Below are 24,694 nucleotides of genomic sequence, written 5' to 3' on the forward strand. Positions count from 1 at the left end.
ACTCGTATGTTCTCGTCTGTCGCACACAGCGTCGACTCCGTAGTATGGCCGGGAGGTTACTACCCAGTCACATTCCGCGCGACCCCTGGGAAGTCATAAATGTCGCCCGACCTTCAGACGACCGCCCCGAGCCGCCTGCCAGCGCTCGATGCCCTGCGCGCGGTGGGTGCCGCGGCCGTGGTGGGCACGCACGTCGGGTTCGCGACCGGGGGTATCGGAGATCCTACGTGGGGCGGTTGGCTCGCCCGCCTCGACGTCGGAGTGGCCCTCTTCTTCGTCCTATCTGGATTCCTTCTGTTCCGGCCGTACGTCCACGCGCTCGCCACCGGCGGTGACCGCCCCGGCGCCGGGCGGTACCTGTGGCGGCGGGCGGTGCGCATCCTGCCCGCGTACTGGCTCACCGTCGCCGTCAGCCTGCTTGTACTGCCGGGCAACGCGAAGGCCACCGACGCCGACTGGCTCCGGCACGCCGCGTTCGCCCAGATCTACCAGCCCGGGTGGTTGCGCGACGGGCTCGGCCACACCTGGAGCCTCGCGACCGAGGTGGTCTTCTACGCGGTCCTTCCGCTGATCGCCATCACCCCGCTGGTGGGTCGCAAGTGGCGTCCGGTGTGGACGGTCAGCGCGATGTGCGGGCTCGGCGTGGTGGTCACCGGAGGCTGGCTGACCGCGATGGGGTTCGGCCTGCTCGACCTGGGACTGCACACCATGTGGCTGCCGTCGCAGATGGCCTGGTTCGCGGCCGGCATGGCGCTCGCGACCATCCACGTCGCGCTCGCCACCGGCACAGGGCCGGCCCGCTGGCGGTTCCTCGAAGAGCTCGGCCAGGCGCCGCTGGCGTGCTGGGGCATCGCGGTCGGGCTCTTCGCGGTGGCGGCCACCCCGCTCACCGGGCCGCGCGACCTGACCGAGCCGACCGCGTGGCAGTTCGGCGCGAGGCAGGCACTGTTTCTGGGCGTCGCGGTGATGGTGCTGCTGCCGCTGGCTTTCGGCCCGCGTACGCGCAGCCGCGTCCTTCTGGAGAGCCGGCCGGCCCGCTGGCTCGGCACCGTCTCGTATGGACTGTTCCTCTGGCACCCGTTCGTGCTGGAGCTGATCTACTGGCTTGGCGGCCGCGACGCCTTCTCCGGCGACCTGCTGACGGTGTACCTGCTGACGCTCGGCGGCGGCCTGCTCCTCGCCTCGATCAGCTGGTACCTCGTCGAACGCCCGATTCAGTGGCTGGGCTCGCGGTGGCCGCGACGGAAGGTACGCACCGCGAACGAGAGCCACAAGGCGCTCGCCGCGGCCAACGCCACCACCTGAGGCGCCGCCGACCAGTGCGGGTCCTCCGCCGCCAGCGACAGCACACCCGCGATCGCGAAGAGGGCCACCGGCAGCCAGCGCCAGAAGAGCTGCACCCCGCGGTGCAGGGCCTTCTGGTCGTAGCGGGACAGGTTCGGCATCAGGGCGCGGTAGATCAGCAGACCGGCGCCGCCGAGGGCGGCAAGGGCGGCGAGCTGCAGACCACCCACCGACACCAGCGCCAGGCCGCCAACGACGGTCACGAGCATGGGCCGCCGGTACCGGTGACGCGTGACCCGCTCCGTCTGGAGTGGACCGCGGCGGGACAGCAGCGCGACCACGAGCACGATCAGCGCCAGCGTCGCGCCACCCGCCAGGCCCCACTGGTACTGCCGGTCGGGTCCAAAGCGGAGCGTCACGTCACCGGCGACCCCGGCGGGCAGGACCCAGCCCTGCTGCCAACCGTCGATCGTGATGGGGCGCAACGTCTCTCCGGCCGCCGTGGCGATCCAGCCCGGGTTGGCGTTTTCGCGCAACACCAGTACCCGGTGCTTCGACGACGCGGCGACCGTGACGTGGCGCTCGCTGGCCGACCAGTCGCTGACGCTGACGTGTGAACCCTCCGCCTCCGGAGTCTCCGATGTGGTCAGTGCGAGTCGGGTCGGTGTCGCCAGTGTCGTGCCGGCCGCCACCACGCGCGACTCGCCGGCCGGCAGCTCCACCTCTTCCGACTTGCAGACGGTCGCCCACACCTCGCGCAGTTCCAGGAGCTGCTTGCGGGTGGCGCGGATCGACGTGGCGAATGTCGTGCCGGCGATGTTGAGTATCGGTCCGCTGCCGCACGGCAGCCGCACGATGGCGTCTTCGTCGACCGCCAGCTTTCCCTTGTCGGGTAGGGCCGTCAGCTCTGCCACCGCGACCGGCAGCGGGTCGAACTTGTTGCCGTACGGGTCATACGAGCGGGCCGGTGTGGTGTCGGAGAGCAGCACGGTGATTTCGTTCGTCGTCATTGGACGGTCGAACGCGATCGTGCCGTCGGCGGAGAGCACGCCTCCGCGTACGCCACCGTCGCCCAGCACGGTGACCGACCACGGGTGCGACGCGGCGATCTCCTCGTGCAGCGCCACCTTGAGGCCGGTGATCTCGCGGGACTTGGGCCAGGTCAGCCGGAGCCACGGCTGCTTGTCGTCGTCGGCCGCGTACCAGACGGTGGTCGGGTTGCCGTCGGCCACGACGCCGGGCCGGGCGGCAGGGTCGGGCATCCCGCTCGACGAGGCCGCCACGGACGGTATGTCGTACTCGGAGTCGAGCAGCGCCGACAGCTCCGGTCCCGCCTTCGGCACCGCCCAGACGGCTGGCCGGTACGAGTCGGCGGCGCCGAGCCGCACCGTCCGGTCGATCACCCTGTTGTCCTCGGAGGCGCGAGCGGCGGCTGGGGAGCAGTAGGTGCGGTTGTCGAGGAAGTAGCACGACGGCACCGACGGCGCTGCGCTCAGGACGATGGACGAGGCGGCGTCGCCGACCGGAACCTCCGGCGTGACCAGGGTCCGGCCGGTGCGCAGGTCCGGGATCGTCAGCTCGGTGATGCCGACTCCGCCGAACCCGGTGCGCATGCCGAAGACGTCGTTGACGGTGACGCGCAGCCGTTCGGTGAGGAACCGCCCCGGCAGGCGTACGACCGCGGTGGTGCCGGAGACCTCGGTGGTGACCCGGTCGGGTCCGGCGGCGACGGTGATGCGGGTCGGTATCGAGTCGGCGCCGGTGTCGAAGGTGATCCGGACCTCGGTGACGACCCGGGGAGCGGTCAGCTCCACCTCCAGCCACTGTCCGATCGACAGGGTGCCCGGCGCGGACCGCCACGAGGTGGTCGTGTCACCGTCGAGCGCCGCGTACGGCTGGTTGGCTGGCCGGCCACCGGACAGCGAAAGCGCCTGCGACATCGAACTGGACGCGCTGACCCCGCTGAACCCGAGGTACCGGACGGTCGTCTGAGCCTTCGTGGTGACCCAGGAAGGCAGGTAGTCGTGCTGGGGCGTGTCCAGCCGCCACGGTTCGAGGCTGGTGAGCGTGTTGGACGCGTTGTCCTGCGCCCGCCCGAACGCGACCTCGCGCCGGCGCAGGCCATCGGTCACCGTGGTCGATCCGGTGTCCACCCCGTCGGGCAGGTCACCGGCGAGCACCGTCGGCGCTTGCGGCAGCAACCCGGATTCACCCAGTTCCAGCAGCGACTCCGGCCCGCCGACGAGCCTTGTCACCGAGTCAAGGTCGTACGCCACCACCTGGTCGACAGGCCGCTGTACCCGGAACACCTCCAGCGCGCGGACCGGCACGTCGAGCCCGCGGTCGGAGTAGTTGCTCGGCAGGTGCCCGCCACCCACCATCGGACCGAAACCGGCGGCCAGCGTCAGTCCCGGCGACCGCGTGAGCGCCTGCCGTACCAATAGCGGGCGGGCGGCGTCGCTGTCGCCGTAGTTCAGATCGGACCGGATCAGCACGTAGCGCACGCCCGACCGGGCCAGAACATCCGCCAACGCGGTCGAGCCGGCGCCGGTGGCCATTGTGGACTCGATGGCGTCGAGCAGCCGGATGGTCGCCGGTGGGGCGAGCGGGATCGAGCTTCGCACCGCCCACGCGCTGTCGAGCAACGGCTGGAGGATCTCGTCGCTCGGGCTTCCCCAGAGGTACCGGGGGAAGCGGGCCGCGGGCGCGACCAGTACCCGTTCCCTGCCCAGGTTGGCGTCGAGCCAGGTGGATGCCTGCTTCCAGTACCCGGGTACCTCGTTGAAGCTGCCCTTCGCCGGCAGGCCGCCGACCAGAGCGGGTGCCGCGACCGCGGCGACCGCGACGAGGCTCGCGCCGGTGACCGCGGCGGCGCGCAGGCTACGCAGATGCCAGCGCGGGGCGCCGGCTGCCGCGCGGCTCAGCACGCCCAGCACGTGCGCGAGCCCGAGTATGAGCGGCAACCGGAGCACGACGTCGAACTTGTGCACGTTGCGCAGCGGCGCGCCGGACCCGTCCAGGAACGCCCGCTGGAGCTCGGCGAGGCCGCCGCTCGCGGATGCCACGTGCCCGAAACCGACCAGGGCGACGCCGACGAGTAGCCCGGTGACGAGGAACCGGCGGTGTGGCATGCCCCGGCGAGCCAGCCCCGCGAGGCCGATGCCGGCCACCACCAGGGTCGCCGCGATGAGCAGCGGCTCGGTGCCCAGCTGCCAACCGGCCGTCCATGTTGGACCGTGCGGCCCGCCCAGGTACGCCAGCCAGTGCGAGGCGCCACGCATGGTGGTGACGAGGTCAGTGGTGCGTGTGGTGACTTCGGAGGTCTCGATGTAGTCCAGGAACGGTGGGCTGTACCGGCCGAGCAGCAGGAGCGGGACCACCCACCACGCGGTCGCGAACGCCACGGCCACGCACCAACCGGCGAGCGCGGCCACGCGGCGCTTCAACGGCCGCACCGTCGCCAGCCACAGCACCGCCAGCGGCACGACAGCGAGCACCGCGGTGGCGTTCACCCCGCCCGCGCACGCGACGGCGAGCGCCGACCAGGCCACCGACCGGCGGATCGAGGCTCCCTTGGCGATGCCGACGAGCGGTACGAGCACCCACGGCGCGACGGCCGTGGGCCACGCCTCGACGGATACCGGTCCCAGTTCGGTGACGATTCGGGGGCAGAGGGCGAACGCGATACCGGCGATGAGGCGGCTCGCCGGCGTGCCGATGCCGAGCCGGTCAGCCAGTTTCACGACGCCCGTGAAGGCGACGCACATCAGCAGCGCCCACCACAGCCGCTGTATCGCCCAAGCGGGAATCGCGAGCAGCCAGCCGCCCGCGAAGAACGGGCCCATCGGCCAGAGGTATCCGTACGCCTGGTTCTGGAGCTGCCCGAACGTGCCCGCCGGCTCCCACACGTGCAACGCGCGTTCGAGCCAGGCGATCGGGGTGACGGCCAGGTCCACCTTTGTGTCGATGACCGTCATGCCGGGCGCTTGAAAAAACGCTAACGCGGTGAGAAAGACACATACCGCCACGGTCCGGAGCCGCCAAACGATACCGGTGGCCGGTGGCGGCGGATCATCCGGTGCCGAGCCGTTGCCAGCCGGCCCGGATTGCCCATATGGTGGCCCGATCGCGAAAACTACTCGTGAGTAGGAGCTGCCGTGGGCACCCGGCACGTCCTCATCCTCAACTGGCGGGACACCCTCAACCCTGAAGGCGGCGGCTCCGAGGTCTACCTTGAGCGCGTCGCCGGCGAGCTCGCGGCTCGCGGGCACCGCGTGACCCTCCACTGCGCCGCTCACGGGAACGCTCCCGCCGACGAGACCACCGCCGCTGGCGTCCGCGTCATCCGGCGCGGCGGGCGGCACACCGTTTACCTTCGGGCCGCGCTGACCTACCTCGCCGGGCTTATCGGGTTCGGACCGCTGTCGCGGAACGCCCTCGGCCGGCCGGACGTCATCGTGGACGTCTGTAACGGCCTGCCGTTCCTGTCGCCGCTCTACGCCCGCCGTCCCGTGATCGCCCTCGTGCACCACGTGCACCGGGAGCAGTGGCCGGTCGTGCTCGGTCCTCGGCTGGCGCGGCTGGGCTGGTGGATCGAGTCCCGGCTCGCGCCGTGGGTTTACCGGCATTGCCGGTACGTCACGGTGTCCGAGGCCACGCGGGCCGAACTGGCCGTGCTCGGCGTCGATGCCGCGCGCGTCGTCGTCGTCCACAATGGCACTCCTGAGGTGGCGTCGGAGCCGGTGCCCCGTACCGCGCACCCGTCACTGATCGTCCTGGGTCGCCTGGTTCCCCACAAGCGGGTGGAGATCGCCCTCCAGGCCGTCGCCGCGCTCGCCGACGAGATGCCGGGGCTGGAACTGGTCGTCGCCGGCCAGGGCTGGTGGGAGCAGCCCCTGCGGGAGTACGCCGAATCGCTCCACATCGAGGACCGCGTGCGGTTCACCGGGTTCGTCACCGAACAGCAGAAGCACGAACTGCTGTGCTCCGCCTGGGTCGCGCTCACCCCGTCGCTCAAGGAGGGCTGGGGGCTCACGATCGTCGAGGCGGCCTCGCGCGGGACACCGACCATCGCGTTCCACGGCGCGGGCGGTGTCGCCGAAGCACTCGTCGACGGCGAGAGCGGAATGCTGGCGGACGACATCGACGACTTCGTCGCGAAGACCGGGACGCTCCTGCGGGACGGGGTCCAGCGGGCCGCGATGGGTGAGGCGGCCCGGAAGCACGCCGCCTCGTTCACCTGGGAGGCGTCCGGAGAGCGCTTCGCCGAACTAGTCATGCGCCGTCAGCGGGACCACTACCTGGTGCCGTAAGACGCCGGCTGCCGCTCGTCGGCCGACGGGTTGTCGCTCTTGGCGATCTCGCTGGACACCTTGTCGGCCGCCTCCTGCGGGGTGACGACCAGCGCGGATGCGAGCGCGTACGCACCCGTCACCGCCAGCACAGCGGCGATCACTCCGGCCAGCAGCAGGCTGCTCAGGGTCTTCATGCCTTTATCTCCCTCATGGCATCCAAGTGCGGGCACGTTACCACGCGGTAGCTAGTCATGGGAGGGGCGCTTCCGGCGGCTTTCCTGTACGACCGCGGCGACCGTCACCGCCAGCGCCAGCACGTGGCCGGCCAGAGGCAGTGGCCAGCGCGGTTCGGGCGCCGTCGTGGGCGCGCTCGGGTTCTCGTACAGGGAGAGGGTGGGGCCGGCGTAGACCAAATCGAGACCCGCGAGGGCGCTCGCCGGCACCTCACCGCCCGCGCCGTGCTGCACCAGTACCCACCGCACATCGGTCACCGGCTCACCGGACGCGAGCCGACGGCGGATCTCGGCGGCCCGCGCGCTCTCGCCGCTGACGCTCAGGTCACCGACGAGCAGGACATCGTCGACGATCACCGGCGCTTTCAGATAGCGCGGGGCCGGGTCCAGGACCACGGTGTCGCGGTTCCAGGGATACGCGCGGTACGCCGTGAACGGCAGCGACAGCACCTCACCGCCCTCGACCCGCTTCGCCACGACCGCCCAGTCGCGCGGGTAGTCCACCGGCCGCAGGCGGCCCGCCCCGCCGAACGCCAGATCCGGCATCACGACCACCGGCAGCAGGGCCGCCCCGACGAGCACCGGGGTGCGGCCGAGCCGCTCCGCGCCGAGGGCCGCGCAGATGATGAGGAGGAGGGCGTACGGCATCAGGAACTTCTGGCCGTCCCGGAACAGCCCGGCACCAGGCACGTGCGCGACGAGCCATTCGAGGGCGGGGGCGGCTGGGCCAGTACCAAGAAGGGCAAGGACGAAACCGACGACAGCGACCACCGACAGTCGCGTCGCCGCGCTCCAGCGGCGGCGCAGCACCGGATATCCCGCGGCCGCCAGCGCGAGCAGCACGACCGTCGCCAGCGGCGCCAGGAGCGAGCCGCGGCTGTCGGGCGTCGTCTGCGCGTTCCAGATGCCGCCCGTGCCGAGCAGCGCGCCCACCGGCCCGCTCCAGTTTTCGCCGCGGGCCGCGAAAGCCGCCACTCCTTCCGCGTCGGAACGCCCACCCGCCGCCGTCACGAGCGCGGCCAGCACCCACGGCGCGTTCAGAGCCGCGGCGGCCAGCCTTGCCTTCCACGGAACGGAAAGCACACACACCAAAACGAACGCGATGATGCCGCCGGTCGGCGTCAGAGACGCGACAGCGGCCGCGATGACGATTTTGCCGGTACGCCTCGCGAGTGCCGCCTCGACCAACCAGGGCAGAGCGGCGTAGCAGAGCAGCAGTCCCCACTGTCCAATGAGGAGTCTCTCGGCGAGGAAAGGCGTCCACGCGTACCCGATCGCCGCCACGATCCTGCTGAGTGTGCGCTCAGTCGGCACGAGGCGGCCCGCGCCGAGAGCGGCGGCATAGACAATGGCGGCCAGCGCGATCCGCTGCACCAGCCACCCGGGGACTACTTGTGTGACCACCGAGACGGCGGCGTCCAGCGGCACCGCCCTCGGCAGCGCGTCGACCGGGGCGAGAAAATCCCAGCGCAGCGGCTGCCGCGGCACAAAGACCATGTCGTAGGCGAGCACGTATCCGGGCGCGGCGAGCGGGGCCAGGATGGCTACGGTGACAAGGGCGGCGGTGGCGTGGAGCATCAACCGTTCGCGCACGGTTGACCTCCTCACTACGCTGACCGGGTCACTCTACGGTGACGATCTTCCGGAGGTGTCGTGGCTTCTTCGACTCGCGCGGCTTCGCTCGGCCGTGCCGGCGCTGTCGTCACGGCGGCAAACGTCGTGGTCAACCTAGCCGCGTACCTCGTGCCGCTCCTCGGCGCCCGCTATCTGACCTCCGACGATCTCGGCGCGCTCGCCACCGCGATGGCCCTCTTCGCCATCGCCACCGTGCCCGGCGTCGGTCTCCAGACCGCGATCGCGGTATCGGTCGCCCGAGGCGAGAATCCCGCCAACCTCGGCCGGATGTCATGGACGACCGCCACGTTCTGCGGCGTCCCGCTCCTGCTCGCCACCCCGATCCTGGTGCCCGTGCTCGACCTGCCGGTGGCGGTGCCGCCGCTGCTCGCCGCGATGACCGTACCGGTCGTGCTGGCCTGCCGGTCCCTCGGCGAGATGCAGGGACGGTCGCAGTTCTCCAAGCTGGCGGTGGGCTTGGCCCTGGTCGCCTTCGGCCGGTACGCCGGCGTCGTGATCGGACTGGCGGCCGGCCTCGGTCTGGTCGGCTCACTCGTCGTGGGCCTCGCGGTGGCGTGGCTCGCGCTCCCCGTGGTGGCCCGCCTGAGCCACGCTCCTCACGTGACCACCTCGGGCCGCCTGGGCGGCGGAGCGGTCTTCACCGCCGCCAGCGCGACACTCGCGATGCTGGTCGCCTCGTATGCCGACCTGATCCTCGCTCGCACCGTCCTCCCTGCGGCCGCCTCAGGCGCGTACGCCGTCGGCGCGGTGCTCACCCGCGGCGCCATCTGGGCCCCGCAGGTGATCACGATGCTGGCCCTACCTCGGCTCGCCCAGGGCCACCGGCGCACGCTGATGACCGGGCTCGGGTTGGTGGCGGGTGCCGGATTGGCACTGGTCGGGCTGACGGCGGTGGCGTCCGAGCTGGCGGTGCGCGTGGTGGGCGGCGCCGACTACCTGTACTTGACAGCGGACGCGCCCTGGTTCGCGGCACTGGGCGCCGTGTACGCGATCATCTTCTTCCTGCTGAACGCCCAGATCGCGGCATCCGCCCGCTGGCCGTCAGCTCCGCTGTGGATAGCGGTGGCCGCGTTGCCCCCAGCCATCCTGGTACTAGGCCGCCCATCAATCGGCTCAGTCCTGGCCTGCGCCTTGACAGTGGCGGTCGCCGCCGGCACGGCCATGCTTGTGCGCGTCCTCCACACCGCGCCCGCGCCGCCGGCGCCCTCTTCCGTGCCGTCGCCGCCCTCTTCCGCCGATCAAGGGCAAACGCACGTGATTTGATCGCATTTCCGCGTGCATTCGCCCTTGATCGATGCGAATGCCCTTGATCGGCGCGGACGCGCTACGGGGGCGGTGCCGGTAGGGAACCACGCACGCGCCGCCGAACCATCATCACGCCCATGACGACGGCTGCCGCGAGTATCGGCAGGGTCAGCGCGACCATGACCGTGTGCCCGGTGCTGCGGCGTTCGAACAATGCGGTTCCGACCAAGCCGGTGGCCACGCCCAAGCCAATGAACAGGTGCATCGCGGCCTGTAACCGCGGAGCGTGCAGCGGGCTGCGACGCCAGAGGATCGTGTGAGGGTTATGCCGGCTCTTGGCGAAAATCGCGGTGGCGACAGCCACATTCGAGGCGGCGGCTCCGCTGCCCAGAACAACACGGACGACATCGATCGAACCCATGGCGGCAGGGTATGCGAAAGGGGCCACCCTTCTGATGGAGGATGGCCCCTGACCTGGTCGGGGTGGCCGGATTCGAACCGACGACCTCTTCGTCCCGAACGAAGCGCGCTACCAAGCTGCGCCACACCCCGATCGTGCCCGCGTAATACTAGCCGACCGGTCCGGTGGGACAAACTCGGTATCCCGGCTACCGGGGGATCAAGGTCAAGACGCTGGCTTCGGGCGGGCAGGCGAAGCGGACCGGTGCGGTCGGGTGGGTGCCGATGCCGGCGGTGACGTGGAGCCAGGAGTCGGAGCCGGGCCACCGGAACAGGCCACGTGCCATCGAGCGGGGCAGATCGCAGTTTGTCACGAGGGCGCCGACGAACGGTACGCAGACCTGGCCGCCGTGGGTGTGGCCGGCGAGGAGCAGGTCGAAGCCGTCGCCGGACATGGCGTCGAGGATGTAAGGCTCGGGGGAGTGGGTGAGGCCGACGCGCAGGTCGGCTTCGGGTGACGCGGGGCCGGCCACGAGTTCGTACTCGTCGCGGCCGACGTGCGGGTCGTCGACGCCGATGAGCTCGATGAGGCGGCCGCCGGCCTTGAGGGAGGTGCGGGCGTTGTTGAGGTCTGCCCAGCCGGCGCCGACCAGGACGTCGCGCAGTTCCTCGGTGGGCAGGTCGGCGCCTTGGCGGTACTCGCGGTCGGGGAAGAAGTAGCTGAACGGATTTTTCCAGACCGGGCCCTTGTAGTCATTGGAGCCGAAGACGAAGGCGCCCGGGTAGTCGAGCAGCGGTTCGAGCGCGCGCAGGGCACCGGAGACCGCGGCCGGGTGGGCGAGGTTGTCGCCGGTCACCACGACCAGGTCGGGGTCGGTGGCGGCGAGGGAGGCCACCCAGTCTTGCTTGCGGCGCTGGTTGGGCATCATGTGCATGTCGGAGAGGTGCAGGATGCGCAGCGGTTCGGCGTCGGGGGCGAGCACGGGTACGTCGTACCGCCGGAGCGTGAACATGTTTCGCTCGATCAGAGACGCGTACGCCAGTGTGGCGGCGCCCGCGGCGGCGGTGCCGGCGGCGATCGAAAAGAGAGTGCGCTTCCGCATGGGCCCCAGAGTAGTTTGACCCACCATGAGCACGCTCAAGGACACCATCACCACCGACATGCGCGCCGCGTTGAAGGCGCGCGACGAGCTCACCACGTCGACGCTGCGAATGGCGTTGGCGGCGATCGGCGCGGCCGAGGTCGCGGGCGACGCCAAGCGGGCGCTCTCGGACGACGAGGTGCTCGCCGTGCTCACCAAGGAGGCGAAGAAGCGCCGCGAGGCGGCCACCGCGTTCGCGCAGGCGGGGCGCGAAGAGCAGGCGGCGCGGGAAAACGCCGAGGGGGACGTGCTCGGACGGTACCTGCCGAAGCAGCTCGACGACGCCGAACTGGCCGACATCGTCGCGGAGGCACTGGCTGGTGCTGCGGCCACGGGTAAGGCGCAGATGGGTCCGGCGATGAAGGCGGCGCAAGCCGCTGTCGCCGGTCGTGCCGAGGGTGGCCGGGTGGCAGCGGAGGTCCGCCGCCAACTGGCCGTCTGAAAAGGCGAGCCGTCCGGGCTGGCGAGCCGTCTAGAAAGGCGAGCCGAAACGCCGCTGGCGACCCTCAAAGGGGCCGCCAGCGGCGGAGCTAGTTCCTAGGCGGGGGGAATATGTTTCCGCCGCCTCGTCGGCCCGGTGGAGTGCTGGTACCCGGTTGTGGGGCGCCCTTGCCGTTGCTGACCTGGATGATGACGATGCCGCCCTTGATGGTGCGGCCGTCGGGGCTGGTGCCGGCCGCGGTGTTGGCGGGGCACGACGAGTTGACCGGGATCCGGTCGACCTCGACCTCGAAGCCGGCGCTGCGCAACCGGGACCGGGCGTCGTCGATGGACTTGCACTTCACGTCCGGGATGCTCCGCTGGTCACCGTCGACGATTTTGCCGGACGGTGGCGTGAAGTTTTGCGACGGTTTGCCCTTCATGGCGTCGCGCACGGTCTCCCATACCGCCGGGTTGACCTGGTCGTGCGAGAACCGGACCGAGGTCTGTGCCCAGTCCGGGTCGGCGATGATGCCGGCCACCGCGAGCTGCTTGGTGCTGACGATCAGCGACGCGGTCTTTTCGCCGTCGGTGGTGCCGCTCTTGCCCAGCACCGGCTTGCCCACGATGTCGCGAACGCCCGGCGAGGTGCCGCCCGCGCACTTGGATGTCGACGACCGGTCGCCGAGCGGGCAGCGGGCGGCGTCGGCGGCGGCCCGAGCGACCTCGGTCTTGATCCGTTGCTCGCACCGGGGGTTGGCGACGTCGAGCTTGTTGCCGTCCTGGTCGCGGATCTCCTGTACGGGGATCGGCTCGCAGTACTTGCCCTCGGCGGCGAGCGTGGCGTAGGCGTTCGCCAGGTCGAGCGGCAGGGCGGAGGAGACGCCGAGGGTGAAGGCGCCCCACTGGTCGACGCCGCCTTCCTCGGTGGTCCGGCGGGCGTCGTCGGCGCTGAGGAAGCGGATGCCCATCTTCTGGGCGACCTTGACGACGTTGCCGGCGCCGGCGCGCTCCTCAAGCGGCACGAAGTACGTGTTGACCGAGCGGCCGAACGCGCTCCACATGTTGTGGACGCCGGCCATCGACTTCACCGCGTTCGACGGGCAGTACTTGTTGGTGCCGGGGCACGCCGCGGGTGAGCCGGCCTCGATGATGTACTTCGACTGGTAGGTGTCCTTGGCGTTGATGGTGTATTCGAGCGGGTAGCCCTTTTCGAGCGCCGCCACCATCGTGAACATCTTGAACGTAGAGCCGAACTGGTAGCCGTGGATGTCGCCGCCGCCGGTCATCAGCGGGTTGGTCGTGTTCGGGTACGTGCCGCGGATCTTCTTCTTGGCCTTCGCCGGGTTGGTCGAGATCTTGTTCTGGGGGCGCTCGGGGTCGTCGAGCTTGAAGGTGCGGTTGACGGCGAGCGCGCGTACCCGGCCGCTGCCCGGCTCGATACCCGCGAGCATCAGGGCGTGCTTGTTGCCCGTCTTGAGGTGCTTCTCGACGTTTTTCTTGGCCGCGTCCTGCGTCTTCGCGTCGAGTGACGTGACGATCTGGTAGCCGCCGGCCTTCAGGCGTCGCTCGCGGTCGTAGGTGGTGGCGCCGAACGTCTCCTGCTCCATCCACCAGCGGTAGAAGTAGTCGCAGAAGAAGCCCCAGTGGTTCTTGCTGGCGGCGACGCAGCCGTTCGGGGTGCGCTTGTCCTTGACCTTCAGCTCGACCGCCTTGGCGGCCGTTGCCTGCTCAACGGTGATGGCCTTGGTCTCGACCATGTTGTCGATGACGTAGTTGCGGCGGTCGAGCGCCTGCGGGTGCCCGGCCGGCGTGGTGGGGTCGTACGCTGAGGGCGCCTTGACCATGCCGGCGAGCATCGCGGCCTCTTCGATCTTCAGGTCCTTCGGGTGCTTGCCGAAGTAGACCTGGCTGGCGGCGAAGATCCCGTACGCGCCGTTACCGAAGGGTGCGGTGTTGAGGTAGCGCTCCAGGATCTCTTCCTTCGACATCTCCTTGTCGAGCTGGAGCGCGTACTTCATCTCGCGGAACTTGCGAGCGTTGGTGTCTTCCGTGGCGGCCACGACGTCTTGCGGGTGCGTCGCCGAGTACGCGATGAGCATGCGGACGAGCTGCATGGTGAGCGTCGACGCGCCCTGCGTGGTCGTACCCGCCTGGTTGTTGGCGACGAAGGCGCGCGCGATGCCCTTGGCGTCGACGCCGTTGTGGGTGCGGAAGTTGTGGTCCTCGGCCGCGATGATCGCTTCTTGCATGATCGGCGCGACGTCCTTGAGCGGCACGTCCCGCCGGTTCTCGTCGTACATCGTGGCGATGAGGGTCTTGCCGTCGGACGCGTAGACATACGAGATCTGCGGGGGGCGCTTGACCGTCAACTCGCTGGGCAGGTTGTCGAACGTTTCGGCGCCCGCTTTAGCGGCCAAACCCGACATCGCAACCGCCGGAAAAGCGGCCGCGGCGACCACGACGCCCGCCAGCAAACCGCAGATCAGCAGCGACGCGGCGTTCGTCAGCAGGTTGTGGTCACGCTTCCGCATCCAGGTCACCCCGTCAGGGTACGTGAGAGGTCCACGAGGGGCAGTCCCCAGGAAAGTCCTACGACTTTCGGGCATGTCCTGCGGGCGCTGGCCTCGTTGTGCTAGACGCACGACCCCCTGCGTGCGGATGCGTTCTCCTGATGTTGAGTTTGACCCCCTCGCGGGACACTTGACTTGAGTTTTCGCAGATGGGTGCGGGGTACCCATGATCCGGGCGCTCGGGAACCGTCCGCGATGTCCGGTTCGATGGATTTGCCAGACAACGTTGCGTAATCGTACGACTACAGAGCATGATGGTCCGGCGAGTATTGCACGTGCACTTGCTGGACTCGGGGGATGGACAGCAAGTGTCCGGGGGGAGTCCCGACCGGGCATTGGTGTGGACAGTCGGGAAGCGGAACTGCAAGGGGGGACGGGATGATCACAGACTGGCCGAGCATGGCAGCGTGCCAGAACGGCGACCCTGATGCACTCTTCGTGCAGGGGGCCGAGCAGAACGTCGCGAAGCGGATCTGTCGCAGTTGTCCAGTGCGCTATGAGTGCCTGGCGGATGCGCTGGACAACCGCATCGAGTTCGGTGTGTGGGGTGGCATGACCGAACGCGAGCGGCGTGCGCTGTTGCGCCGGCACCCGCACGTGGGCAGCTGGCGAAAAATGTTCGAGGCAGCCATGCGTGACAAGGAGAAGGTCCTGGTCACCGCCGGCTGAGGGCGTCACCTACCGTACGCAGCCCGTCGACGTCATGGATGTCGGCGGGCTGCGCCGTCACCTCGACCGTCGGTACACCTGGGAAGGCGTCCGTGAAGACGGCGGCCACGCTCTGCTCGCGGGCCGTCTGCTGGGCCAGCGCCGCGTGCACCCGCAGCGCTTCGGCGGTGGCCTCATGGCCACCGAGCTCGTCGAGCTCGGCCGCCGCGGCCAGGGTCCGCTCCGCGGACAGATCCACCGCCGTGTGGTGTACCCGGTTGAGCACCAGCCCAGCGAGTGGCATGCGCTCCTCGCTCAGGCGGCGCGCGAAGAACGCGGCCTCCCGGACCGCGTCGGGCTCGGGCGCCGCGACCAGCAGAAACGCCGTCTCCCGAGCCTGGAGTATCCGGTACGTCTGCTCGGCGCGCTGCCGGAAGCCCCCGAACATGGAGTCGAGCGCGGCCACGAACCCGGACAGGTCGGTCAGCAGCTGCGCGCCGATGATCTTCTGGACGACCTTGGTGAACACGTTGAAGGAGGCCGTGACCAGCGTGAACATGCTGCGGCCACCGGCGCGGGCGGGCGCCAGCAGGAGGCGCAGCATCCGTCCATCGAGGAACCGCGCGAGCCGGGCGGGTGCGTCGAGGAAGTCGAGCGCGGAGCGTGACGGTGGGGTGTCCACCACGATCAGGTCCCACTCGCCGCGCGCGTGGAGCTGGCCCAGTTTCTCCATGGCCATGTACTCCTGCGTGCCGGAGAAGGTGGAGCTCATCGCCTGGTAGAAGGGGTTGGCGAAGATCTCGGCGGCGCGGACCGGGTCGGTGTGGGTGAGCACGACCTCGTCGAAGGTCCGCTTCATGTCGAGCATCATGGCGTGCAGCTCGCCGCCCGCCTCGCCGGCGTCGATCTCCTTGACCTGCCGGGGCGTGTTGTCCAGCTCGGTCAGGCCCAGCGACTGGGCGAGCCGGCGCGCCGGATCGATCGTCAGGACGACCGTGCGACGCCCATGGCGCTCGGCGGCGCGCAGGGCGAGCGCGGCGGCAGTAGTGGTCTTGCCGACCCCACCCGAGCCGCAGCAGACCACGATCCGCACGTTGGGGTCCGCGAGAATGCGGTCCACGTCGAGCGAGGGCACCGGTCGAGCGTATCCGGATCTCACCGGCTCGGTCACAGGGCGCTCACTGTGGTGTGAGCAGCGCCGCTGTCAGCTTGTCGAGGCTGGCGCGGTCGACGCCCTCCGGGAGCAGCGGCAACTCCACCATCGGGCGACCCAGTTCGGCCAGGTCCAGCCGCAGGGACTCTTCGAGCGCACGGCGAGTCTGGTGGGCCTTCGCCTCGGCGTGCAGCCCGGCGACGACGCCTCGTTCGGTCGGCAGGCCGGCGGCGGCCAGCCCGCGGCGCAGCTCGGCCTGGGTGACCCGGGCGTCGGCGAGCAGCGGTGGCCGGGTGGCGTTGACGATCAACTTGCCGATCGGGATACCCAGCGCGGTCAGCTCGTTGATCGCGTCGACCGTCTCCTGTACCGGCATCTCCTCCAGCAGGGTCACCACGTGTACCGAGGTCATGGGCGAGCGGAGGAGCGCGGCCACGCCTTCGCTCTGCGTCTTGATCGGACCCATCTTGGCGAGCCGGGCGGTCTCGGCCGTCACGTTGAGGAAGCGCCCGATGCGGCCGGTGGGCGGCGCGTCGAGTACCACCGCGTGGTACACCCGCCGGCCCTCCGCGGTGCGGGTGGTGGCCTCCTTGACCTTGCCGGTGAGCAGGACGTCGCGCATGCCCGGGGCGATCGTCGTGGCGAAGTCGATGGCGCCGACCTTGCGCAGGGCCCGGCCGGCGGCGCCCAGCTTGTAGAAGAGGTCCAGGTACTCCAGCAGCGCAAGCTCGGCGTCGACAGCGAGCGCACGCACCTCGCCGCCGCCAGCGGCGGTGGCTATGCGGCGCTCCTCGTACGGCAGCGGCTCGGTCTCGAACAGCTCGGCGATGCCCTGACGGCCCTCGACCTCGACCAGCAGGGTGCGCCGGCCGCCCGCCGCGAGCCCGAGGGCCAGCGCGGCGGCCACGCTGGTCTTGCCGGTGCCGCCCTTACCCGTGACGACGTGCAGCCGCGCGGGCCACGCCGCTCTCGGGTCCTGTTCGCTACCGGGCACGTTTTGAGCGTAGTCCGATCACTTACGAAGAGATCTCGCAGACGAACCAGCCGGTCTTCTGCACCACGGTGAAGGTGAGCTGCTGTTCGGCGATCTTCTCGTCGGACGTGGTCATCGTGACCTTCACGGAGACCTTCGCGCTCTCCGAGTCCTGGTTGTCGACCTTCGGCTCGTCCCACTTGTATCGCGGGCTCTGGTACTTCGTGGCCAGGTTCTTGACCTCGTCGACCTTCTTCTTGATCTCGGACTCGTCGCGCGACTCGGCGCAGACCAGGTCGTTTGCCTTGGCCGGATCCTGGTCGGTGTAGACGGCCTTCAGGAACTCTCGCACAGCGGCGACCGGCTCGGCCTGGCCGGGGTTGGGCTCGGTGTTGCGCAGCAGCAGGACCGCGCCCGTGATGCCGCCTCCGCAGAGCACGACGGCGACCGCCGCCACCACCGCGGCGATGACCAGGCCGGTGCGCTTCTTCGGCGGGCCGGGCACCGGACCGCCCGGATACGCCGGGTATCCCGAGACCGGCTGCGGCGGATACGGCTGGCCGGAGGTGGGCTGCGGCGGGTAGGGCTGGGCGGACACCGGCTGCGGCGGGTAAGGCTGGCCGGAGGTGGGCTGCGGTGGATACGGCTGCCCGGAGACCGGCTGCGGCGAGTACGGCGAGCCGGACGTCGGCGCGTACGGCTGGCCCGAGGTGGGCTGGGCCGGGTACGGCGGGCTCGACGTCGGCTGCCCGTACTGCGGCTGCTGGTAGGGGCCGTAGTTGGGCGGGGGCGGTGGCGGCGACGTGGGCGGCGGCGACTGCGCGGGCGGCGCGGCGTACGGGTCGACCGGCGGCGGGTAGCCAGGCTGGCCCTCCGGCTGCTGGTTGGCGCCGCCGTACGGCGGTTGCGTCATGGTCTCCCCCACAGGCCCGCGATCGTGTGCCCGTCAGGGTAACGCTCCGGGGCACGCGGTGGGCGACCCCGGTCGTCCCGCGCGCTAGGGTGCCGGCATGCAGAAGTGGGAGTACGCCACCGTGCCGCTGTTGGTACACGCGACCAAGCAGATCCTCGACAACTGGGGTGAGGACGGCTGGGAGCTGGTGGCCGTGGTGCCAGGCCCGAACGCCGAGCAGCTCGTGGCCTACCTCAAGCGTCCCAGGTCGGCGTGATGGCCGACCCGTACGCGAAACTCGCCGAACTCGGGCTGTCGCTGCCGGAAGTCACCCCGCCCGTGGCGGCGTATGTGCCAGCCGTGCAGTCCGGCAAGTGGGTGTATGTGTCGGGGCAGGTGCCCATCGCCGACGGCAAGGTACTGGCCACCGGCAAGGTCGGGTCCGGGGTCTCTCCCGAGCAGGCCAAGGATCTGGCCGAGCGGTGCGCGCTGAACGCGCTCGCCGCCATCGACTCGCTCGTCGGCCTGGAAAACGTGGTCAAGATCGTCAAGGTGACCGGTTTCGTGGCGTCGGCCGAGGGGTTCACCGGTCAGCCGGGCGTGATCAACGGCGCGTCCGAGCTGTTCGGCGCGGTCTTCGGCGAGGCCGGCCAGCACGCGCGCAGCGCGGTGGGCGTCGCGGAGCTGCCGCTGGGCGTGCCCGTCGAGGTCGAGGTCATCGTCGAGGTCGCCTGATCGCTGAGCGGCCGGACGAGCGGAGCAAGCGCCAAACCAGCGTTGTCATACAACCGCCGTACCATCGCTGGCATGGTGGGGCATGTCACGGCGCCGGCGGGGGCGCTCGCTGACCAGGTGCCGGGCTGGGTGACGCTGATCCGCGCGCCCAACCCGGGCGTGATGACGCTGGACGGGACAAATACCTGGGTCCTGCGCGTGCCCGGCGAGGAGCACGCGGTGGTGATCGATCCGGGGCCGCTCGACGGCGGGCACCTCGACGCGATCGCCGCGCACGCGCCGGTCGGGTTTGTCCTGATTACGCACGGTCATCCCGATCACGTGGAGGGCGCCCGCGCCTTGTCGGAGCGCTTGGGCGGCTGTGGTGTGATCGCGGCCAGCCAGGAGCACTGTGTCGGGGTCGATCCGCTCGATCCCGACGAGAGCCTGGGCGGTTTCGGCCTGGAGATCCGGGCGGTGTCGACGCCGGGGCACACCCGTGACTCGGTCTGCTTCGAGATCGAGGCCGGTGGCGAGCGGGCGATCTTCACCGGCGACACGATCCTGGGCCGGGGCACCACCGTGGTCGCCTGGCCCGACGGCGACCTGGGTGACTATCTGGCGAGCCTTTCGCGGCTGTCGGCGTATGAGGGGGTGCCGGCGCTGCCGGGGCACGGTCCCGCGCTGGCCGACTGCGCCGCGGCGGCCCGGTTCTACCTGGCGCACAGGCAGGCCCGGCTCGAGCAGGTGCGACAGGTCGTAGCCGAAGGGGCACGCAGCGTGCCGGATGTCGTAGCGAAGGTCTACGCCGACGTCGACCGCTCGCTGTGGCCGGCGGCCGAATGGTCGGTACGGGCCCAACTGGCGTATCTCGGTGTCGCCAACGGGGAATCGGATTCCGGCCAAGTGTGGTTGGACTCACCGTGACCTGCCCGGTGTGCGGCACCGTAGCGGTGCCCAACGCGCGCTTCTGCCACAACTGTGGTGCAGCGCTGCCCGCCGCCGCCACGCTGCCCGCGGCAGAGCGGCGGGTCGTGACCGTGCTGTTCGGCGACCTTTCCGACTTCACGTCGTGGTCCGAAGACCTCGACCCGGAGCGGGTGGGCGCGGTCACCGACCGGGTGCTGGCGGCGCTGGCCGGTGCCGTCAAGACGTTCGGCGGTCACGTCGACAAGCTCACCGGTGACGGGATCATGGCGGTCTTCGGCGCGCCCGTGGCCCACGAAGACGACGCCGAGCGGGCGGTGCGCGCGGCGCTCAGCATGCAGCGCGCGGTCCGCCGGGTGCTCGACGACGAGCGCGGCGGCGGTGCCCCGCTCGGGCTGCGGGTCGGGCTCAACACCGGCGACGTGGTCGCCGGCATCCAGGCCTCGATCGAGTACACGGTCATCGGCGACACGGTCAACACGGCGGCCCGGCTCGCGGACGCGGCCGCCGTCGGTGCGGTCTACGCGGGTGCCAGTACCTCCAGCGCGACCCGGCATGTGGCCTCCTGGCGCGAGCTGCGCCCGTTACGCCTCAAGGGCAAGCGCGAGCCCGTCCGGGCATACGAGTTGCTCGGGCTCCACGACGCACCTGGCACGCGGTCCGGCCTGGGCGACGAGGCGCCGTTCGTCGGGCGTGACGCCGAGATCGGGCGGCTCGCGGGCCGGCTGGCCGAGGTCATCGAGAGCGAGCAGCCGAGGGTTCTCGTGCTGACCGCCGAGGCGGGCATCGGCAAGACCCGGTTCGCGGGCGAGGCCGAGCGGTTCGCCGCCGGATACGACGTCGGCGCCGGGCGGTACGCCGCGCGCACGGGGGCTCGGGTGCTGTCGGTGCGCTGCGCCGCGTTCGGTGAGCGCCGCCGGCTGGCTCCCCTCGCCGACCTGGTGCGCACCGCGATCGGCCTGCCCCGCGACGCGGCCACGGCGGTCACCCGCGCGGTCGTCGAGGAGCGGCTCAAGCGGCTCGCACAGCGGCTCGCGCGGTCGCAGCCAGACGCCGAGGCGCCGCCGATCGCCATCGAGCTGCTGCTGACGCTCATGGGATACGGGGAGATGCCGGCCGCCCACGGCGTGCCTGCCGGCGTGGCGGAGTGGAGCCCAGACGGGCCGGGGCCTGACGCGCAGGCGATGCCGGCGGCGGTGGCGCAGCTGCTCAGCGCGCTGGCCGTCGAGACGCCACTGTTGGTGATCGTCGACGACCTGCACGACGCCACGCCCGAGACGGTCGACGCGCTGGGCGTGACCTTGGCCCGCCTGAGCGGCCCGGTCCTGGTGCTGCTGCTGGGGCGGCCCGAGCTGGTCCGCACCGCGGGTGCGCTGACCCGGCTCTCCGAGGCCGAGGCGCACACCCTGCCGCCGTTGCGCGGCTCCGACGCGGCCCGGCTGCTCACGTCGTACCTGGGCGGGGGCAAGCTGCCGCAGGCCGACACCGACCGGCTGCTCGCCACCGCGCAGGGCAACCCGTTCTACCTGGCCGAGCTCGTCACGCTGCTGATGGAGCGCGGCGCGCTGACACCGGCCGGCCGCGCCACCGGCCTATGGCGGCTGGCACCCGGCTCGCTGGGCACCCGGCTGCTCTCCCGCGACCTCGCCGCCGTGCTGGCCGCGCGCATCGACGCGCTTCCGGCCGACGCGCGGGGGGTGCTGCGTGACGCCGCGGTCATCGGTGACACGGTGCCCGGCGGCACCCTGGAGGCGCTGCGCGAGCGGGGGACCGGCCGGTCCGGCCGCCCGACCGCCGTGGCTGCCGTCGAGCTCGAGCGCGCCGTCGACGAGCTGCTCCAGCGCCGGATGTTGCGGCGCACCCGTGACGGATACGCGTTCCCGACCCCGCTGATGCGTGAGGCGGCCTACGCCGGCATCGGCAAGGCCGACCTGGCCGAGCGCCACGCCGCCCTGGCGCAGTGGGCCGCGCCGGCCAACGGCGCCGTCCACGCCCACCGCATCGGCGGGTTCGGGGGGATGTCGCCGGCCGACCGCGACGCGTTCATCGCCGACCACGTCGAGGCGGCCGCCGCGCTCGCCGACGCGGTCAGCCTGCGTCCCGACGCGGCCGCACGCACCGTCATTCCGCTCGGTGTCGCAGCCCTGGGGCGGGCCGCCCGGCGGTCGCTCGCTCAGGGCGAGCCGACCCTCGCCGTCGAGCGTGCCGAGCGCGCCGCCCGGCTGGCCCGCGACGGGCTGCCCGGCGCCGATCGGTTGGTGCTCGCCCGCGCCCTACTGCAGACCGGCCGCTCGGGCGACGCCCTGGCGTACGCCGAGAAGATCGCCGCGAACTCCGCCGACGACGCCGCGTGCCGGGCCGGCGCGCTGCTCGTCATCGGCCGCGCCCACCGGGTGCTCGGCGAGCCGGCGCGAGCCCGGCAGGCATGGCACGAGGCGCTGCAGGTGGCCACGGAGGCGGGTCTGCCCGGCCCGCGGGCCGAGGCCATGCGGCGGCTCGGCATGGCCGACTACCTGCGCGGGCGGCTGGCCCAGGCCAGCAGCAGGTTCGCGGGGGCGTATCAGGTCGACCTGGCCGCCGGCGACCGGCTCGGCCAGGCGTGGTCACTGCAGGACCTCGCGTGGGTGACCACCACGCGCGGCGACTTCGCCGGCACCGACGCGGTGCTCGGGCGCGCCGCCCGGCTCTTCGCCGAGCTGGGCGACCCGACCGGGCGGGCATGGTTGCGCGGCACGACGGCGTTCGCGCGGCTGCTCGCGGGCCGGCTGGCCGAGGCGCGCCGGCTGGCTCGCGTGTTCCTGCCGTTCGGCGAGCGCGTTGGCGAGGCGTGGGCGGTTGGCACGCTCCGCGCGGTCGAGGCGTTCGCCGCCGCCGAGATGGGCGACCTGACCGAGGCCGACCGCGAGGCCCGCCAGGCATACCGCGAGTTCGACGCCGCACGCGACGACTGGGGTTGCGGGTTCGCCCTCGTGGTGCGGGGCGCGATCGCGCGCGGGCTGGGCGAGCCGGAGCACGCCACCGACCTGCTCACCGACGCTCTCGAATACGCCGGTCGGATCGGCCATCCGCTGCTCACGGGCATCGCCGGCACGATGCGCGGGTTCGTGGCGCTGGAGCGTGGCGACGCGGCCAGCGCGGAGTGTGACGCGCAGTCCGTGATCACCAGCGTCGAGCCGCACAATCCGCTCGCGCCCGCCCAGGTTGGGCCGCGGGTGCTGCTGGCACGGGCACGGCTGCTGTCCGGCGACTCGGCCACTGCGGTGGGGCTGCTCGCCCCGATCGCCACCGCGGCCAAGGGGCCGGCGCTGCTCTTCTCGCGGCGGCAGGCGCTGGCCAGCTACGCGGCCGCGCTGCTCGCCGATGGGCGTCCGGAGCAGGCGCTCGACTGGGCGAGGCGGGCGATCGCGGTGCCGGCGGAAGATGTACGCAGTTGTGTGACGGCCGCCGAGGTACTCGCCGAGGCGCTGGCCGCCACAGGTCAGCACGACGAGGCGGTGGCGGCGGCCGACGAGGCGGTCCGGCTGGCGTACTCGACGCAGCGGCTGGGCGAGCGGGCCGGCGCCGATGCCGTCCGTGAGCGCCTGGCCGGAGTACAGGCGGCGCCGTGAGTGGTCGCGCGCTGTCTTCGGTACCTTCTTACGCGTGACCGACACCCGTCCTGGCGCGCTTCCGCTACCGGTCGTGCCGGGCCTGTCTGAATTGTCGGTTTTGGCCCGCGGGGGATACGCGACCGTCTATCGCGCGACGCAGGTCTCGGTGGCCCGCGAGGTCGCCGTCAAGGTGGAGAATCGCACCCTCGACAACGAGCGCGACCAGCGCCGCTTCCTGCGCGAGGCGCGTGCGGCCGGCCGGATGTCGTCCCACCCGCACGTCGTCGACCTCTTCGACGCCGGTGTGACCGCCGACCAGCACCCCTACCTGATCATGGAGCTGTGCGACGGCTCGTACGCCGAGCGCATGCGCAAGTCGCCGCTCACTCCGGCTGAGGCGCGCGACATCGGCGTGAAAATCGCTGACGCGCTGGCCGACGCCCACCAGCTCGGCGTGCTGCACCGCGACGTGAAACCGGCCAACATCCTATGCAGCCGGTTCGGCGAGCCAGCGCTGGCCGACTTCGGGCTCGCGATCCTCGCCGAGACCCGCGACTCGTCGGTGACCCTCGAGGTGCTCACGCCGGCGTACGCGCCGCCGGAGATGTTCCGGCACAGCGCGCCCTCGCCAGCCGTCGACGTGTACGCCCTCTGCGCCACCCTGTACGCGGTGATGCGCGGTAAGCCGCCCCGCTGGCACGAAGACCGCAACCCGAGCCTGATCACCCTGGTCGAGCTCTTCAACCAGCCGGTCCCCGACCTGCCCGGGACGCCGCCGGCCCTGATGGAGCTCCTGCGGCGGGGGATGTCCAACGATCCCACCGCGCGCCCCTCGGCGGCGGCGTTGCGCGACTCGCTGGGCGAGGTGTCCCTGGCGCACGTTCCCGCGCCACCGGCGTCGCAGAAGCCCACCGGGCAGGGCGTATACGTCTCGCGCAACTACTCGCCGCCCGCGCCCACCCACGGTGACGACAGCACGCCGACCGTGCCGTCCAAGCGGGGGCGGGGCCGCCTGCGCTGGTGGCTGGCGGGCCTGGCCACCCTGGTGGTGGCGCTCATGGTCAGCGCGGGCACGTGGTACGCGGTGGGTGCGCCCGGGCCCGATCCGACCCCGACGGCGGTCTCGACGACTGAGCCGATCATCGGGGCCACCTCACTGTCGGCCGGTGGAGCGCTCCCGGGTTGCCTGGTGCCGATCAACGGCGGGCGCTGTCCGGAGGCCGAGGAGTGTTACGGACCGGTCAGCACCACCGGCGGCAAGGTCCGCGCCGAGCAGGTGCCCTGCGCCGGCCGGCACACCTGGGAGTCGTACGCGATCGGCGACCTGCCGTCGGGTCTGGCCGGCGCCGGCCTGGCCAAGGTCAAGGCCGATCCGGCCGTGAAGGCCCTCTGCAGCCGCTTCACGTTCTCGCAGACGACCCTGATCTTCAGCCCCGAGGGCTGGCAGTTCGAGGTGCTGCCCGGCGAGGGTGATTTCCGGTGCCTCGCGGGCAAGGGGACCAACGCGCTGACCGGTCACACACTTGGTCGCTGAGCTGTTGATCCAAATCCGCAGCTCATGCGTATGTCACC

19 protein-coding genes and 1 tRNA gene are annotated in these 24,694 nt (G+C 71.2%); 10 read left to right on the top strand and 10 right to left on the bottom strand.

What is annotated here, in order from left to right; genetic code table 11:
- The first annotated feature begins 99 nt into the window (after positions 1 to 99).
- Positions 100 to 1,305, top strand: a complete 1,206-nt coding sequence (locus QMG73_RS15190; RefSeq protein WP_281895912.1) for an acyltransferase family protein — start codon at positions 100 to 102, stop codon at positions 1,303 to 1,305.
- Here QMG73_RS15190 and QMG73_RS15195 read toward each other — a convergent pair.
- On the bottom strand, positions 1,215 to 5,555 hold the full coding sequence (locus tag QMG73_RS15195; RefSeq protein WP_281895914.1) for an alpha-(1->3)-arabinofuranosyltransferase: 4,341 nt from the start codon (positions 5,553 to 5,555) through the stop codon (positions 1,215 to 1,217). The genes QMG73_RS15190 and QMG73_RS15195 overlap by 91 nt on opposite strands.
- Between QMG73_RS15195 and QMG73_RS15200 the strand changes: the two genes are divergently transcribed.
- On the top strand, positions 5,442 to 6,596 hold the full coding sequence (locus tag QMG73_RS15200) for a glycosyltransferase family 4 protein (RefSeq protein WP_281895916.1): 1,155 nt from the start codon (positions 5,442 to 5,444) through the stop codon (positions 6,594 to 6,596). The two genes, QMG73_RS15195 and QMG73_RS15200, sit on opposite strands and share 114 nt — an antisense overlap.
- On the opposite strand, the gene QMG73_RS15205 is transcribed toward QMG73_RS15200, so the two are convergent.
- A complete protein-coding gene (locus QMG73_RS15205; RefSeq protein WP_281895917.1) occupies positions 6,581 to 6,772 on the bottom strand; it encodes a hypothetical protein in 192 nt (63 codons plus the stop codon). The genes QMG73_RS15200 and QMG73_RS15205 overlap by 16 nt on opposite strands.
- Positions 6,773 to 6,823: 51 nt before the next feature.
- Positions 6,824 to 8,389: a hypothetical protein gene (locus QMG73_RS15210; protein WP_281896000.1), complete on the bottom strand. Its 1,566-nt coding sequence runs from the start codon at positions 8,387 to 8,389 to the stop codon at positions 6,824 to 6,826.
- A 75-nt stretch (positions 8,390 to 8,464) separates the two neighbouring features.
- Here QMG73_RS15210 and QMG73_RS15215 point away from each other — a divergent pair, with 75 nt between their 5' ends.
- Positions 8,465 to 9,709: an MATE family efflux transporter gene (locus QMG73_RS15215; RefSeq protein WP_281895920.1), complete on the top strand. Its 1,245-nt coding sequence runs from the start codon at positions 8,465 to 8,467 to the stop codon at positions 9,707 to 9,709.
- Positions 9,710 to 9,770: 61 nt separating this feature from the next.
- On the opposite strand, the gene QMG73_RS15220 is transcribed toward QMG73_RS15215, so the two are convergent.
- The 3 genes from QMG73_RS15220 to QMG73_RS15230 form a co-directional block, all read right to left on the bottom strand.
- A complete protein-coding gene (locus QMG73_RS15220) occupies positions 9,771 to 10,139 on the bottom strand; it encodes an effector-associated constant component EACC1 (protein ID WP_407676805.1) in 369 nt (122 codons plus the stop codon).
- A gap of 27 nt (positions 10,140 to 10,166) precedes the next feature.
- Positions 10,167 to 10,243, bottom strand: a tRNA-Pro gene (locus tag QMG73_RS15225).
- A 56-nt stretch (positions 10,244 to 10,299) separates the two neighbouring features.
- Positions 10,300 to 11,193: a metallophosphoesterase gene (locus tag QMG73_RS15230; protein ID WP_281895922.1), complete on the bottom strand. Its 894-nt coding sequence runs from the start codon at positions 11,191 to 11,193 to the stop codon at positions 10,300 to 10,302.
- Positions 11,194 to 11,218: 25 nt separating this feature from the next.
- Between QMG73_RS15230 and QMG73_RS15235 the strand changes: the two genes are divergently transcribed.
- Positions 11,219 to 11,674, top strand: a complete 456-nt coding sequence (locus QMG73_RS15235; RefSeq protein ID WP_281895924.1) for a GatB/YqeY domain-containing protein — start codon at positions 11,219 to 11,221, stop codon at positions 11,672 to 11,674.
- Between the two features lie 88 nt (positions 11,675 to 11,762).
- Here QMG73_RS15235 and QMG73_RS15240 read toward each other — a convergent pair whose 3' ends face one another.
- Positions 11,763 to 14,186, bottom strand: a complete 2,424-nt coding sequence (locus QMG73_RS15240) for a penicillin-binding protein (protein ID WP_281896005.1) — start codon at positions 14,184 to 14,186, stop codon at positions 11,763 to 11,765.
- Positions 14,187 to 14,603: 417 nt separating this feature from the next.
- On the opposite strand from QMG73_RS15240, the gene QMG73_RS15245 reads away from it, so the two are divergent.
- Entirely contained in the window at positions 14,604 to 14,894 is a 291-nt protein-coding gene (locus tag QMG73_RS15245) for a WhiB family transcriptional regulator (protein ID WP_265247998.1), read from the top strand.
- Here QMG73_RS15245 and QMG73_RS15250 read toward each other — a convergent pair.
- Genes QMG73_RS15250 through QMG73_RS15260 form a run of 3 tightly spaced genes read right to left on the bottom strand, consistent with a single transcriptional unit; the run spans position 14,881 to position 17,912 of the window.
- Positions 14,881 to 16,008 (bottom strand): ArsA family ATPase, encoded by a 1,128-nt coding sequence (locus QMG73_RS15250; RefSeq protein ID WP_281895926.1) that lies wholly within the window; start codon positions 16,006 to 16,008, stop codon positions 14,881 to 14,883. The two genes, QMG73_RS15245 and QMG73_RS15250, sit on opposite strands and share 14 nt — an antisense overlap.
- A 43-nt stretch (positions 16,009 to 16,051) precedes the next feature.
- On the bottom strand, positions 16,052 to 17,020 hold the full coding sequence (locus QMG73_RS15255) for an ArsA-related P-loop ATPase (RefSeq protein ID WP_281895928.1): 969 nt from the start codon (positions 17,018 to 17,020) through the stop codon (positions 16,052 to 16,054).
- A 22-nt stretch (positions 17,021 to 17,042) separates the two neighbouring features.
- Entirely contained in the window at positions 17,043 to 17,912 is an 870-nt protein-coding gene (locus tag QMG73_RS15260; protein WP_281895929.1) for an Rv0361 family membrane protein, read from the bottom strand.
- A gap of 97 nt (positions 17,913 to 18,009) precedes the next feature.
- On the opposite strand from QMG73_RS15260, the gene QMG73_RS15265 reads away from it, so the two are divergent.
- The 5 genes from QMG73_RS15265 (at position 18,010) to QMG73_RS15285 (ending at position 24,656) form a co-directional block, all read left to right on the top strand.
- A complete protein-coding gene (locus tag QMG73_RS15265) occupies positions 18,010 to 18,168 on the top strand; it encodes a DUF4177 domain-containing protein (protein ID WP_281895932.1) in 159 nt (52 codons plus the stop codon).
- Positions 18,168 to 18,626, top strand: coding sequence for a RidA family protein (locus tag QMG73_RS15270; RefSeq protein WP_281895935.1), 459 nt, complete (start codon positions 18,168 to 18,170; stop codon positions 18,624 to 18,626). Before QMG73_RS15265 ends, QMG73_RS15270 begins: the two co-directional genes overlap by 1 nt.
- Positions 18,627 to 18,698: 72 nt before the next feature.
- Positions 18,699 to 19,532, top strand: a complete 834-nt coding sequence (locus tag QMG73_RS15275; protein ID WP_281895938.1) for an MBL fold metallo-hydrolase — start codon at positions 18,699 to 18,701, stop codon at positions 19,530 to 19,532.
- Entirely contained in the window at positions 19,529 to 23,140 is a 3,612-nt protein-coding gene (locus QMG73_RS15280) for an adenylate/guanylate cyclase domain-containing protein (RefSeq protein ID WP_281896008.1), read from the top strand. Before QMG73_RS15275 ends, QMG73_RS15280 begins: the two co-directional genes overlap by 4 nt.
- A gap of 34 nt (positions 23,141 to 23,174) precedes the next feature.
- Positions 23,175 to 24,656 carry a serine/threonine-protein kinase gene (locus QMG73_RS15285; RefSeq protein WP_281895942.1) on the top strand — a complete coding sequence of 494 codons (1,482 nt, stop codon included), beginning with the start codon at positions 23,175 to 23,177 and terminating at the stop codon, positions 24,654 to 24,656.
- The last annotated feature ends 38 nt before the right edge of the window (positions 24,657 to 24,694 follow it).

The sequence above is a fragment of the Phytohabitans aurantiacus genome, assembly GCF_027923225.1.
Classification (GTDB): domain Bacteria; phylum Actinomycetota; class Actinomycetes; order Mycobacteriales; family Micromonosporaceae; genus Phytohabitans; species Phytohabitans aurantiacus.